The following is a 13,873-nucleotide window of genomic DNA, read 5'->3' on the forward strand; positions in this document are numbered from 1 at the left end:
ATTCCGCTGTCAATGACGATGGCCCGCATCTATGTAGATGCAGTCTACGTAGATGGCATCTACACTGCTGCCATGTCGTTTTTCGTGGGCAGGCACACTGAGCTCCGCTTGTTGCACAAGCGACTCGATCGGGTCATCGCGTCGCGGACCGGCTCGGCGATCGCCATTCGCGGCCGACGCCAAGTGGGCAAGTCGCGGCTGGTGCAGGAGTTCTGCGATCTGGCCGACATCCCCTATCTGTACTTCGCCGCCACCAAGGGCGCGTCAGCGGTCGAGTCGGTCACCGCCTTGCTAGCCGAACTCGCCGACTCGTCCCTCGCGGCGGCCGGGCGCGCGTTGCCACCTGTTGGGGTCACCGGTGGATGGCCTGACGCGTTCCGCGTCCTGGACTCGACGCTGCCGGAGACACCGTCGATCGTGGTGCTCGACGAAGTGCCCTGGCTGGCCGAGCAGGACAGAGTCTTCGACGGCGCGTTGCAGACCGCGTGGGACCGGCTGTGGTCACAACGCCCGGTGCTGCTGGTGCTGCTGGGCAGCGACCTGCACATGATGGAACGCCTCACCGCCTACGACCGCCCCTTCTACGGCCGCGCGGACAACCTCGTGCTCGGACCGCTCAACCCCGCGGAGACGGGGCGTGCTCTTGGCCTGGACGGGGCGGACGCGATCGATGCGCACCTGGTCACCGGCGGACTGCCCGGCATCCTCCGCAGTTGGCCCTCTGGCATGCCCCCGGCCGAGTTCTTGCGCCGCGAGTGCGAAGACCCCGCCGCACCGTTGTTCGGCGTGCCCGAATCCTCGATGTTGGCGGAGTTCCCCGACCCCGACCAGGCCCACCGCGTCGTGGAGTCGATCGGCGGGGACAACCGCACGCACGCCAACATCGCCGCCACCGCCGGAAGCACCCAGGGGAAAATCCCCTCTGGGACGCTGTCACCGCTGCTGCGCCGGCTCACCGAGGAGAAGCGGGTCCTCGCAGTGGACCACCCGCTGTCGACCACGCCGGGCAAGCCGGGGCTCTACCGGGTCGCCGACAGCAACCTGCGCTTCTACCTGCCCATCGGACGCTCCATCCAGGACCAGGCCCGCCGCGGACGTCCCCACATCGGCGCACGCGTGCTGGACCGGCAGTGGACCAGTTGGCGTGGTCGCGCCGTCGAACCGCTCATCCGCGAGGCCCTGGAACTCGCCGGACAGGCAGGCGATCTGCCCTGGCCCGACACCGGTTCGGTGGGCGGCTGGTGGAACCGGCAGCACAACCCCGAGGTCGACCTCGTCGGAGCCGACCGCTCCCCCGTCGCCACCCGGATCGACTTCGCCGGGTCGATCAAGTGGATCACCAGCCGCTTCGACCGCCACGACCTCGAAGCACTGCGACACGCGGCCGGCCACGTCCCGGGTTACGACGACCGGCGCTCCGGACTGGTCGTGGTGTCCCTGTCGGGCGCGGACATCAGCGTCGATGACGTGGACCTGGTGTGGGGACCGGACGACATCATGGGTTGCTGGACGGCCGGCTGAGCGGCACGCGTCGTCCAAGTTGGACCGTCTGGGTGATCAGGACGGAGAGCGGCCCGGTCAACCCCCACAGCGCGTGGTCCACCGGATGTCGGGGTCGAGGTGGCACAGTGGCGGGGTGATGGGCTCGGCACAGTGGCGGTGAGGTGTGAACGTGGCGGACGGCAAGAACAAGACGACGGCGACCGAGGGTGATGTGACGGCGTTCGTCGACGCGGTGGTCGACGAGCAGCGGCGGTCGGACGCGAGGTTGCTCGTGGGGCTCATGGGGGAGGTGACCGGGCTGCCCGCTGTGCTGTGGGGCAGTGCGATCATCGGGTTCGGGTCGCGGCACTACCGCTACCCCTCCGGCCGTGAAGGGGACACGGTGATGGTCGGTTTCTCGCCGCGCAAGGCCGAGACGGTGTTGTACCTGAGCGGTGGTCTGGACGAGTACGACGATCTCCTGCCCCGGCTCGGGAAGCACAAGGTCGGCAAGAGCTGCCTCTACCTCAAGCGGGTGGACCAGGCAGACACGGCCGCGTTGCGCGAGATCATCGCCAGGTCCTACCGGATGGCGGCCGAGGCCTGACCGGTCGACAGCCGGTGATGGAATCGCGCCACCGTAAGCATTCGGCGGATCGCCGACCACCTGGAACGCACAAATCCGAGTCTGGGCGGTGAAAAGCGCGTGCGCCGGGCTAAGCTCGAACTCTCCGGCAGTTGCGGTCAGCGCGGATCCGAGGGAGCTACCGAAGTGGTCGAGACGCACGACATCGCCCGCCCGCCAGCCGAGCTCAGCGCGGCCCTCGCGGCCATCGGCAGCGCGACGGCCAGCGCCGAGCTCAGTCGCATGGGCATCCGCAGCGCGTTCATCCGCGGCCCGGTGTCGGTGACGCCGGGCGTGCGCGTGGCGGGACCGGCTCTGACGTTGCAGTTCCTGCCGAAACGGGAGGACCTCTACCCCGTCGACGAGTACGCCGAGCCGGAGAAGCAGTTGCACCGGCACGTGATGTACCACGCCCAGCCCGGTGACATGATCGTCGTGGACGCGCGCGGTGACATGGGCAGCGGTGTGTTCGGCGAGATGATGCTGACCTACTTCAAGGGTCGCGGTGGTGCGGGCGTGGTGGTCGACGGGTGCCTGCGCGACATCGGCGAGGCCAAGAAGCTCGGTCTCGGGCTGTGGATCCGCGGTGCCACACCGAACTTCCACGCCCAGACCGACATCGTCCCGGTCGCCGTCAACGTGCCGGTGGCGTGCGGTGGCACGCTCGTCGAGCCGGGCGACATCGTCGTCGCCGACGACGACGGGGCCGTGGTGGTGCCGGTCAAGCTCGCGCCCGCACTGGTGGCCGTCGCCCAGGAACACGCGGAATGGGAGGAGTTCTCCCGGATCCGGCTGGCCGAGGGCGGCGACATGCGGTTGTACTACCCGTTGTCGGACGAGGCCCGGCCCGAGTACGAGCGGTGGCGCGCCGAGCGCGGCCCGGCCTGACGGGCGTTCTCAGCTCCACAGCCGGTCGTGGCTCGACTCACCGTCCCAGTGCGTCGTCTCGGCGAAGAACACCGGGTCGCGCGGGTCGAGGTGGCGGCTCAGCAGGTCCTCGTCGATGTCTCCGAACCCCAGCCCCGGCGTGTCCGGAACGGTGATGTGGCCGTCCTGGATCAACGGCCGGGGCAGGTCGGTGACGAGGTCGCTCCAGAACTCCACCTCGGCCGCGTGGTGTTCGAGCGCGAGGAAGTTCTCCGTGGCGGCGGCCAGGTGCACGCACGCCATCGTCGCGATCGGCGACGCCGCCAGGTGCAGCGCCATCGCGACCCCGCGCTCCTGCGCGTAGTCGCCGAGCCGCTTGGTCTCCGCGATCCCGCCCGCCGTCGCCGGGTCGGGGTGCACGACGCGGATGGCGCCCGCGTCGAGCAGCGGCCGGAAGCCGTCGAGCAGGTAGATGTCCTCCCCCGTGCACGTCGGGACGGTGACGGCGGCGGTGAGCTGCCGCCACTGGTCGGTCAGCTGCCACGGGATCAGGTCCTCGATCCACGCCAGGGTGAACGGCTCCAGCGCACGGCCGATCCGGATGCAGGAGTCCAGGGCGATGTGGCCGAAGTGGTCGGCGGCGAGCGCGATGTCGTAGCCGACGACCGAGCGGACGGTGTCCACGTAGGACGCCAGGTGGTCGACGCCCTTCGCGGTGACCTGGATCCCGGTGAACGGGTGCATCGTCGTCCGGTCCGCGCGGGCGCCCGGCGGCGCGATCAGCGCCCCCGGCACGTCCCACAGCAGGTCGATGCCCACGTCCATCTTCAGCATCGTGAACCCGCGCTGCTTGCGCTCCAGCAGCCGGGCGCCCATCGCTTCCGGGTCCGGCAGCGACGGGGTGTCCGCGTAGCAGCGGATCTCGTCGCGGAACCGGCCCCCGACCAGCGCGTACGCGGGCACCCCGTACGCCTTGCCCGCCAGGTCCATCAGCGCCATCTCGACGCCGGAGACCCCACCGCCCTGGCGCCCGTGGAACCCGAACTGCTTGATCTTGCGGAAGATCTTGTCGACGTTGCAGGGGTTCTCGCCGACGAGCCTGCTCTTGAGCACCAGCGCGTAGGTGGCGCTGGCCTGGTCGCGCACCTCCCCGTACCCGACCAGGCCCTGGTTGGTGTCGATCCTGATGATCGACGACCGGAACGGCACGCCGGTCACGTTGGCCACCCGCAGGTCGGTGATGCGCAGGTCGCTCGGCCGGGACGCGGTCGGGACGTGCTCCTCGGTGACCGTCGGGGTCTCGCTGTGCACGCTCATCCCTTCACGGCCCCCGCGGTGAGGCCCTCCGTCAGGAACCTTTGCCCGAAGCCGTACATGAGCACGACCGGGATGCTGATCAGCAGCGAGGCCGCGGCCAGCTGGCCCTGCGGCACGACGTCGCCGAAGATCATCGACTGCATGCCGACGGGCAGCGTCTTGTAGTCGTCCTTGGTGATGAACACGAAGGCGAACAGGAACTCGTTCCACGCGTTGGTGAGCGTGAACAGCGCGACCGCGAGCAGACCGGGTTTGGCCAGCGGCAGCACGATCCGGGTGAACGCCCCGAACCGCGTGCAGCCGTCGACCAGCGCCGCCTCCTCCAGGTCGGCCGGGATCGACTTGAAGTAGCCCACGAGCAGCCAGGTCGCGAACGGCAGGGTGAACGTGGGGTAGGCGAGCACGAGCGCCCACAACGAGTCGTTGAGCCCGATGCCGCTCATCATCTGGTACAGCGGGATGAACAGCAGCGCGCCCGGCATCACGTAGGTGAGCAGGATCATCACCGTGAAGCTCTCCGAGCCCCGGAACCTCAGCCGTGCCAACGCGTAGCCCGCCAGCGCCGCGCAGACCAGCGCGATCGCGGTGGACGCCACCGACACCAGGATCGTGTTGACGTACCAGGTCCCGAACGCCTTGCCCGTGAACAGGTTGGTGAACTGCTCGGTGCTCCACGGGGTCGGCCAGAGGTCGTTGGTGCGCGCGACGATCTGGTCGTCGGACTTGAAGGCGGTGATCGTCATCCAGTAGAGCGGGGCGAGCACGAAGGCCAGCAGGCCCACGAGCGCGATCCCGCTGCCGGTGCCGCTGACCAGGCGCGCCGCCAGCTGGTTGCCCCGCGCGGCGAGCGCGGAGACCACCCGTCCGACGGCGGCCGCGAGCACCACGAACACGCCCAGCACGAGCGCGGCCTTCCACACGATGTGCGGCGACGCCCAGACCAGGACGAGCGCCGAGGCCACGACGATCACCCAGGGCAGCGCCGTGCGCTGGGCGGGGGTCAGCCGCCTGCGGCCCATGTCGGCCGCCCCCGGCTGGTCGCCGCGGCGCATCATCCGCACGAGGATCACCACGAGGATGGCGATGACCGGCAGCATCACCAGGGTGACCGCGGCGCCCGCGCCCGCTTGGAGCTGCTGGATGGCCTTGGAGTAGGCCACCATCACGTACGGGGCGGTGGCGTCCCCCGGTCCGCCCTGGGTCATCAGCCAGATCAGGTCGAAGTTGTTGAACGTCCAGATGGACGACAGCAGCACCGTCACGATCATGATGTTGCGCAGGCCGGGCAGCGTGATGTGCAGGAAGCGCTGCCACGGCGAGGCGCCGTCCATGATCGCCGCCTCGTAGAGGCCGCCGTCGATGGCCTTGAGCCCGGCGAGGAACGTCACCGTGAAGAACGGGATGCCCTTCCACACGTTGACCAGGATGACCGCGGGCATCGCGAGCTCGGGATCGGACAGCCACTCCGCGGGCCAGGAGTCGACGAGCCCGATCGTGGCGAGGAGGGGCCCGATGCCGGAGTCGGTGAGCAGGACGTTGACGCTGCCGAAGATCGGGTCGAACAGCGACCGCCAGGTGAAGGCCGTCACGACCGTCGGCACCACCCACGGCAGCAGGATCACCCCGGCGATGACCGCCCGGCCGCGGCGCATGTGGTGCAGCATCATCGCCGCGATGAGGCCGAGGGTCACCTTGAAGATCTCGGCATAGGCGGTGAAGACGAACGAGTTGAGCACGCCCTTGTGGAACAGGGCGTCGTGGACGAGTGCGGCGTAGTTGTCCAGCCCGACGAAGACCGTCTCCGCGCCGTGGCGTTCGGTGGTGCTGGTGACGACCGAGCTGACGATCGGGAACAGGATCAGGCCGGCGACCAGCAGCAGCGTCGGCCCGATGAACACCGCGGCGAGGCGCCAGTCGCGTCCGAGCAGCCGCTGCGACGCGGGGCGCGAGGAAGGCGCGCGCGGCGCCGGGCGGACCGGCGCCGGGCGCGGCGGACGCAGGACGGTCACTGCTTGTACCCCTGCTGCTCGAAGACCTGGACGATCCGGGCGTGGGCCGCGGCGACGGCCTCGGCGGGCCGGGTGCCCTGGATGACCGACTGCATCATGTCGGTGAGCACGTAGGCGGCGGTGGCGGCTTGCTCGCCGGGGCTCGGGGCCTGCGGGAACGCGTAGCCGGTCTTGGTGGTCACCGGCAGCGGCGTGCGGGTCTGCTCCCGCAGCGCGGGGAAGGCCGGGTCACCGCTGGTGTAGTACGGGTCGGAGTCCCACACCTTGTCCCACGAGGGGTTGACCAGGCACGGTGCTCCCTTCGCGACGCCGAGCAGCGCGCTCCCGCCGACCATGAACTTCGCGACCACCTTGGCCAGGTCTGGGTTCTTGGCCCCCTTGAACACGACGAACGAGTTGGACTCGCCGAACGCGAGCGGCTTGTCGAGCGCCGGTCCGGTGGCGCCGTTGAACGGGTGCGTGTTGGCGTAGACCGGGTTGTTCTTGGTCTTCGAGTCGGCGTAGACGCTGAACTGGTTGAGCGTGAGCCCCAGGATCTGGGCCAGCCAGTTCTCGTTGTTGCTGGAGTCGGTCCAGCTCCCGATCCCCGGTGGCAGCATCGGCGCGTACTTCGGGTTCGTGTAGATGTCGCCGATGAACGTGACGGCGGCGACGGTCTCCGGCGAGTTGAACACCACCTTCGTGCCGGTGTTGTCCGCCATCGCCCCGCCGTAGGTGTTGATGACGTTGGCGATGAAGCCGTTGGCGTCGCCGGAGCGGTTCACCGTGAGGCCCCAGCCGAAGCGCTTCTTCGCCGGGTCGGAGACCGCCAACGCGTTGTCGCGCAGCTCCTCCCACGAGTAGTACGGCTTGAGCGGGAGCCCCTTCTCCTGGTACCAGTCCTTGCGCAGGTACATCGCGGACGCGATGAAGTGGTACGGGATCGCGAACCAGCGCCCGTCGAACACGCAGTAGTTGTTCGCCTCCGTCGCGGGGTCCCCGTAGAGCTTGCGCATCTCCTCGACCACGTCGGTGACGTCGGTGAGGGCACCGAGGTTGTGCAGCTGGCCGACGAACCGCCGGTCGCTCACGAAGGCGAGGTCGCGGCTGGTGCCCGCCTTCACCTCGGCGTCCATCTTCGCGACCATGTCGCCCGCGTCGCCGGAGACCAGGTCGTTGCGGACCGTGGTCCCGGTGGCCTGCGCGAACACCTGCAGCGACGCGTCCAGCGCTTTGTTGGCGGACTCCGAGTACAGCTTCTGCGAGAGCATCCCCACCGATCCCCCGCGCAGCGAGGCCGCCTGGTCGAGCAGCGCCTGGGGCACCTTGACGTCGACCTGCGGTGTGCTGGCCGGAGAACCCCCGCACCCGGCGAGACCGAGCACGCCCAGTGCGCTCATCCCGAGGAACGTGCGCCTCGACAGGTCCGTTTTCTGTTCCATGACAACTCCTCTCGCGTCCGGTCGTGCGGACGCGTACCGACGGGGCGACGTTGCAACCGGCGGAACAGCGGGAGTGAGGCCCCCGCTGCCGGGTCGTTCATGCGGCGAAGGACGCCGTACTGCTGATGCGTTGTCCTGGCAGTCCGTCGAACAGCCCGGTCGAGCCGCGGGGCCGCCACAGCGGTACCGGGCCCGCGCCGGGCACGGGGTCGAGCTCCAGGACAGCCGCCCGTTCCGCGGAGTCGAAAGCCCGCTGGACGACCATGGCGTTGGCGACGCTCTGCGCGACGCTGCCGACCGGCCTGACCCCGAACTGCACGGCGTCGGCGAAGTCGACGAGCTCCGCGTGGTAGCCGTTGTCGATGCCGCGGAAGACCGTCGTGCGGGTGGTGGCGTCGGGGCTGCTGCGCGTCACGCGCCGCTCCGACTCGGATCCGGCGAGCACGAGCACACCCTCGGTGCCGTAGAGCCGCATGTCATTGGGCTCGGGCGGCACCGGGATCTCGGGGTAGGACGCGGTGTAGTTGCCGATGGCGCCTCCGGTGAAGACGAGGTTGAGGGCGAGGTCCGACGGTGCGTCGATCGTGGTGTTGGCGGCCTGCACGGCACCGTGCACGCGCGCGATGTCGCCGCACAGCAGGCGGATCTGGGCGATGTGGTGCACGCCCGCGTCGAGGTGCACGCCGCCGCGGTACTGCGGGCGCTGCCGCCACGACGTGCTCGCGAACCTGCCCTCGCGGGGCACCATCTGGCCGGTGTGCCGCCACGCCACCAGGTGCAGGCGGCCGATCGCGCCGTCGTCGAGCAGTGAGCGCGCGTAGCGCAGGTCGTCGCGGTAGAAGAAGTTCTCGCCCACCACGAACGTCCGGTCCGGATGCCGTGCCGCCAAGGCGAGGAAAGCCTCGGCCTGCTCCGCGTCGACACCGGTCGGCTTCTCGCAGAGCACGTCCTTGCCCGCCGTGAGCGCGTCGCGCGCCACCTCGTACAGGTGCGGGATCGGGACGGAGATCAGCACGGCGTCCACGTCGTCGCGGGCCAGCAGCGCGGCCCGGTCGGCGACGGCGAGGGCCGGGTCGGTCCCGCTGTAGTCGGCGAACCGCTTGCCCTGCTCGGTGGACACGTCGGTGAACGCGGTGACCGCGTACCGGTCGCCGAGCCCGCGCAGCGCGGGCCAGTGCAGCTTCTCGACCGCGAGTCCGGTGCCGATGAGCCCCAACCGGATCGGCGGTATCGCAGGTTCCGCCATGCCTCGTCCGTCCTCGTCATCGGTTCCGGATGTCGGTCGTGCAGTGGTCTAGCGCCGCCGGGCGGCCCGTTTGGTCTTCCGCTCCTTCTCCGCGAGGAGCGTGGAGTTGTTGGCCAGGTGCTTGCGCATCGCCGCGCGGGCACCCTCCGGGTCGCGCGCCACCAGCGCCTCGTAGATCTCCGTGTGGTCGGTGGTGGCCTTGCGCAGCGCGGCAGGCGCTTCGTTGGTGATGCGTCGGCTGGCCGTGCCGAGCCAGCGGGCGGAGTACATTATCCGGTCGAGGATGCGGTTGTCAGCAGCCCGGCAGATCTCCATGTGGAACTCGTGGTCGACCTCGAGGTAGGCGTCGGGATCCCCTTCGAGCGCGGACATGCGGTCGATCTCGCCCCTGAGCCGGTCCAGCGTCTCGTCGGTGACGCTGGCCGCGGCCATCGCGGCGAGCTCGGGCTCCAGCAGCACGCGCATCTGGTCCAGCTCCTGCAACAGCTCGGTGACCGTCTCCCCCGGCAGCCACTCGACCAGCAGCGGACTCAGGTAGTCCCACTCCGCGCGGGGGCGCACCACGACGCGGCGGCCCTGCGCCACGTCGACGATGTCCAGCGAGGCGAGGATCTTGAGCGTCTCGCGCGCCACCACGCGGGACACCCCGAACTCCTGGGAGATGTCGAGCTCCGACGGGAACGGCCCGTCCTCCACGGCACCGCTGACGATGCGCCGGGTCAGGTGTGCCGCCACCTGCACCGGGAGGGTCCGGACCTTGACAGCGTCCGGAGACTCTTGTCTCCTTTGCATGTCATCAGCTTATAGGACAAGTGAACCATCGCGAAGAGTCCGTCTCATATGCGTGACCCGGCGGCGGGAGAGCAATGCGGATCGTGAACGTCACGACGGCGGTGGTGGCCTACCACGGTCAGGCCACCCTGGTTCGGATCGACACCGACGAGGGCCTCAGCGGGTTCGGCGAGGCCAATCCCGACGCGGGCGCGGGCGCCGTCGTCGGGATGATCGAGTACCTGGCGCCCCTGCTGATCGGCGAGGACCCGCGCAACGTCGAGCGGTGCTGGGAGAAGCTGCGCCGCAACAAGGTCTTCGCGGGCCCCCAGGCCGGGGTGTTCGTGATCGCCCTGTCCGGCATCGAGATCGCGCTGTGGGACCTCGCGGGCAAGGCAGCGGGCCAACCGGTCTACCGGTTGCTCGGCGGGAAGTTCCGCGACCGGATCCGCCTCTACGCCGACTGCGGCGACGGCGACGACCCGGCGGGCTCGATCTCCGGGTGCGTCGACCGGGCCCAGCGGATGGTCGCCGAGGGCTTCACGGCCATCAAGTTCGACATCGACAACCTGCACCACCCCGCCAAGTTCGACGCCTTCAACCACACGGTCAACGCCGCCGAGCTGCGCTCGATGGTCGAGCGGGTGGCGGCCGTGCGGGAGGCGATCGGGCCGGACGTCGACCTGGCCATCGACCTGCACGCCCGCTACGACGTGCCCAGCGCGTGCCGGATCGCGTGGGAGCTGGAGCAGTTCAACCTGATGTGGCTGGAGGAACCGGTCCCCGCGGAGAACATCGACGCGCTGGTGCGGGTGCGGGCGCAGACCCGCACACCGATCTGCGCGGGCGAGAACCTCTACCTGCGCTGGGGATTCCGCGAACTGCTCGAACGCGGCGCCGTGGACGTCATCGAGCCGGACGTGCCGAAGTGCGGCGGCCTTGCCGAGGCCAAGAAGATCGCCAACCTCGCGGAGCTGCACTACATCCCGTTCGCGCCGCACCTCGTGTCGACGCCGCTGGGCACCATGGCCACGTCGCACCAGTGCGGGGCGATCCCCAACTTCTACGTCCAGGAGTGGCACGCCCTGGAGGAGCGCGCGGTGTGGGACAGCTACGTCCACGCCCCCGACGGCAGCGGCTCGATCGTCAAGGACGGCTACATCACGCTCCCCGACACCCCCGGCATCGGCGTGGAGCTCGACATGGACGGCGTCCGCGCCAACGCCGTTCCGGGTTACGGGGTGTTCGAGTAGCGGATCGCGGGGTCACGGTCCCGACGGGACGGTCGACCCCGCGACGAGCGGCAGGAAGATGTCGTCGACGATCGACCGGACCCGCTCCGCGGAGACCGGCCGCAGCGTCATGAGGATGTCGTGGCGCACGAGCTGGAGCGGCAGGTCGAGCACGTCCCGCGGGATCCGCGCGAGGTCGATCTCGCCGCGGTCGTGCGCACGGCGGAACACGGCGTCCGACCGCCACGGGCCGTCGCCGCGCACGACCAGGCGGACTTCCTCCGGGGTGATCCCGGCGCTGTCGCGCAGGCCCGCGAGGGTCGCGCCGACGAGCGTCGCGAGCTCGACCCGCTCGGCGTTGAGGTTGCCGAGCAGGGCGAGCATGTCGTCGCGCAGGGAGCCGGTGTCCGGGATCGTGACCGGGTGGGTGTCGCCGTAGTGGCGGATGGCGGCGAGCACGACGTCGTTCTTGTTCGTCCAGCGGCGGTAGAGCACCGCGACCCCGGTCCTCGCGCGGTCCGCCACGGACTCCATCGTCAGCTTCGCGAAGCCGACCTCGTTCAGCTCCTCCCACGCCGCGGCGAGGAGCGCGTGCTCCAGTTCGACGCCTCGGCGTCGGCGCTTGACCACGTCGGACGCCGTCGTGGCCCGATCGGTCTCCTCGTTCGTCACCCACGCAGCATAAGAGATGCTTGCGTTCCTTAGCGATGCCCTCTACGGTCGAAGTTAAAGAATGAATCCAACTCTTATCGGGATCCACGACGTCCGCGTGCGGTCAGGCGGACGACAGGTGGGTCCGCGATGCCGGAGACCGCGTGGTTCCCCGTTCCCGGATCCGGGGCCGCGGACGTCCTCCGGCGACCCAGACGTCGAGGAAGGCACATGAACTCCATCCTGATCTCCGGCGCCAGCATCGCGGGGCCCGCGCTGGCCCACTGGCTCCACCGCTACGGCTTCGACGTCACGGTCGTGGAGCAGAGCGGTGCCCTGCGCGGCGGCGGCTACCCGATCGACATCCGCGGCACGGCACTGGACGCGGTCGAGCGGATGGGCCTGCTGCGGGACCTGCGAGCCGCCCACGTCGACACCAGGGGGATCACCTTCCTGCACCCCGACGGCAGCCCGATCACCTCGCTCCGCCCGGACGCCCTCAGCGGCGGCGTCGAGGGTCGTGACCTGGAGGTGCGCCGTGGCGACCTCGCCCAGACCCTCTACGCCACCGTCCGCGACGACGTCGAGTTCCTCTTCGACGACAGCATCACCGCTCTCGACGACCACGCCGGCGGTGTCGACGTGACCTTCCGCGGCGGCGCCCAGCGCACGTTCGACCTCGTCGTCGGCGCCGACGGCCTGCACTCCACCGTCCGCGCCCTCGCCTTCGGCCCCGAGGAGCGGTTCCACCACTACCTCGGCTACTGCTTCGCGGGCTTCACGATGCCCAACGACCTCGGGCTCTCCCACGAGATCCTCTTCTGGAACGCCGTGGGCCGGGCCGCCAGCCTCTACGCGGTCGGTGACGGGGACGAGCTGTTCGCCTTCCTCGTCTTCGCCCGTGCCGAAGCCCCGTTCGCCGCCTTCCGCGACCCGGCCGCGCAACGCGACCTCGTCGGCTCGGTCTTCGCCGAGGACGGCTGGGAGGTCCCCCGCATGGTCTCCGCCATGCAGGCCGCCGACGACCTCTTCTTCGACGTCGTCAGCCAGATCCACCTGCCCCGCTGGTCGACCGGCCGCGTCGCCCTGGTCGGCGACGCCGCCCACGCGCCGTCGTTCCTGACCGGTCAGGGCTCCAGCCTCGCCCTCGCCGGCGCGTACATGCTCGCCGGCGAGTTGGCCACCGCCCCCGACCACACGAGCGCGTTCACCGCCTACGAGAAGGAGACGCGCCCGTTCGTGGAGATGAACCAGGGCCTGGTCACCGCGGGCGGTGCCCGGCTCTTCCCCGCCACGGCGGAGGCCTTGACCCAGCGCAACACCGCCCTCCTCGGCCTGGACGCCATGCCCTCCGGCACCGGCCGCCCGGCCCACACCGCGCTCCGCCTGCCCGCCTTCGCCCCCTCCCGGACCTGATCCCCGCACCACCCGATGCGCACTCCGAAGGGGCACCGAGCCCACATGTCCCGGCCTTCGCCGCCGAGCCGCGCGCGGCGGGACCACGACTGCCCGCCCGGCGTCGCCGGGCGGGCGGTGGACAAGCGCGGCGTGGGAGGGGACGCGCCGTGACGCTGCGGGTGCTGCTCGCCGACGACCAGGCGCTGCTGCGCGACGCCTTCCGGATCCTCCTGGACACCGCCGACGACATCACCGTGGTCGGCGAGGCCGGTGACGGCGGGGAGGCGGTGCGGCTCACCCGTGAGCACCGACCGGACGTGGTGGTCATGGACATCCAGATGCCCGTGATGGACGGTCTCACCGCCACGTCGCACATCCGCGCGGACCCGGAGCTGCGCGCCAGCCGCATCCTGATCCTCACCACCTACGAGACCGACGAGCACGTCGCCCGAGCGCTGCGCGCGGGCGCGGGCGGCTTCATCGGCAAGAGCATCGGGGCCGAGGAGCTGCTCGACGCCGTCCGCGCGATCGCCGACGGCGACGTCCTCCTCTCCCCCGCCGCGACCCGCTCCCTGGTCGCCAGTTTCCTGGCCACCCCCGACAGCACCGCGCCGCACCAGGCCGGACAGCTCGCCGTGCTCACCCCGCGCGAACGCGAGATGGTGGCCCTGGTCGCGACCGGCCTGTCCAACCAGGACATCGCCGCACGGATGTTCCTCAGCCCCTTCACCGTCCGCGCCCACGTGCAGCGCGCCATGACGAAGCTGGAAGCGCGCGACCGGGCGCAGCTCGTCGTCATCGCCTACCAGACGGGCCTGGCCCGTGCCGCGCCCGGCGCCGTGTCGTAGTCCGGC

At 70.2% G+C, this 13,873-nt stretch carries 12 protein-coding genes; 6 read left to right on the forward strand and 6 right to left on the reverse strand.

The features are described 5' to 3' along the window. The first annotated feature begins 12 nt into the window (after window positions 1–12). The 3 genes from CLV43_RS18385 (at window position 13) to CLV43_RS18395 (ending at window position 2,995) form a co-directional block, all read left to right on the forward strand. Complete coding sequence (locus CLV43_RS18385; RefSeq protein ID WP_245886639.1) at window positions 13–1,521, forward strand: ATP-binding protein; 1,509 nt, start codon at window positions 13–15, stop codon at window positions 1,519–1,521. Between the two features lie 151 nt (window positions 1,522–1,672). Continuing rightward, entirely contained in the window at window positions 1,673–2,089 is a 417-nt protein-coding gene (locus CLV43_RS18390) for a DUF1801 domain-containing protein (protein WP_106188798.1), read from the forward strand. A 165-nt stretch (window positions 2,090–2,254) separates the two neighbouring features. Further along, window positions 2,255–2,995: a ribonuclease activity regulator RraA gene (locus CLV43_RS18395; protein WP_106188443.1), complete on the forward strand. Its 741-nt coding sequence runs from the start codon at window positions 2,255–2,257 to the stop codon at window positions 2,993–2,995. A gap of 9 nt (window positions 2,996–3,004) precedes the next feature. Here the strand turns inward: CLV43_RS18395 and CLV43_RS18400 are convergent, their stop codons facing one another. The 5 genes from CLV43_RS18400 to CLV43_RS18420 all read right to left on the reverse strand — a co-directional run bounded on the left by CLV43_RS18400 (window position 3,005) and on the right by CLV43_RS18420 (window position 9,759). Then, on the reverse strand, window positions 3,005–4,291 hold the full coding sequence (locus CLV43_RS18400) for a mandelate racemase/muconate lactonizing enzyme family protein (protein ID WP_106188444.1): 1,287 nt from the start codon (window positions 4,289–4,291) through the stop codon (window positions 3,005–3,007). Then, window positions 4,288–6,300 (reverse strand): ABC transporter permease, encoded by a 2,013-nt coding sequence (locus CLV43_RS18405; protein ID WP_106188445.1) that lies wholly within the window; start codon window positions 6,298–6,300, stop codon window positions 4,288–4,290. Before CLV43_RS18405 ends, CLV43_RS18400 begins: the two co-directional genes overlap by 4 nt. Continuing rightward, window positions 6,297–7,721, reverse strand: coding sequence for an ABC transporter substrate-binding protein (locus tag CLV43_RS18410; RefSeq protein WP_106188446.1), 1,425 nt, complete (start codon window positions 7,719–7,721; stop codon window positions 6,297–6,299). The genes CLV43_RS18405 and CLV43_RS18410 overlap by 4 nt, the downstream gene beginning before the upstream one ends. Before the next feature lie 97 nt (window positions 7,722–7,818). Next, entirely contained in the window at window positions 7,819–8,967 is a 1,149-nt protein-coding gene (locus CLV43_RS18415; protein ID WP_106188447.1) for a Gfo/Idh/MocA family protein, read from the reverse strand. Between the two features lie 48 nt (window positions 8,968–9,015). Then, on the reverse strand, window positions 9,016–9,759 hold the full coding sequence (locus tag CLV43_RS18420) for a FadR/GntR family transcriptional regulator (RefSeq protein WP_245886641.1): 744 nt from the start codon (window positions 9,757–9,759) through the stop codon (window positions 9,016–9,018). Between the two features lie 74 nt (window positions 9,760–9,833). Here CLV43_RS18420 and CLV43_RS18425 point away from each other — a divergent pair, with 74 nt between their 5' ends. Continuing rightward, on the forward strand, window positions 9,834–10,991 hold the full coding sequence (locus tag CLV43_RS18425) for a mandelate racemase/muconate lactonizing enzyme family protein (protein ID WP_106188449.1): 1,158 nt from the start codon (window positions 9,834–9,836) through the stop codon (window positions 10,989–10,991). Window positions 10,992–11,003: 12 nt separating this feature from the next. On the opposite strand, the gene CLV43_RS18430 is transcribed toward CLV43_RS18425, so the two are convergent. Next, on the reverse strand, window positions 11,004–11,642 hold the full coding sequence (locus CLV43_RS18430; RefSeq protein ID WP_106188450.1) for a TetR/AcrR family transcriptional regulator: 639 nt from the start codon (window positions 11,640–11,642) through the stop codon (window positions 11,004–11,006). A 210-nt stretch (window positions 11,643–11,852) separates the two neighbouring features. On the opposite strand from CLV43_RS18430, the gene CLV43_RS18435 reads away from it, so the two are divergent. Both CLV43_RS18435 and CLV43_RS18440 read left to right on the forward strand, forming a co-directional pair. Further along, window positions 11,853–13,037 carry an FAD-dependent monooxygenase gene (locus CLV43_RS18435; protein ID WP_106188451.1) on the forward strand — a complete coding sequence of 395 codons (1,185 nt, stop codon included), beginning with the start codon at window positions 11,853–11,855 and terminating at the stop codon, window positions 13,035–13,037. Between the two features lie 149 nt (window positions 13,038–13,186). Continuing rightward, on the forward strand, window positions 13,187–13,867 hold the full coding sequence (locus CLV43_RS18440; RefSeq protein WP_106188452.1) for a response regulator: 681 nt from the start codon (window positions 13,187–13,189) through the stop codon (window positions 13,865–13,867). Window positions 13,868–13,873: the final 6 nt, after the last annotated feature.

The sequence above is a fragment of the Umezawaea tangerina genome, assembly GCF_003002815.1.
GTDB classification, from domain to species: Bacteria; Actinomycetota; Actinomycetes; order Mycobacteriales; family Pseudonocardiaceae; genus Umezawaea; species Umezawaea tangerina.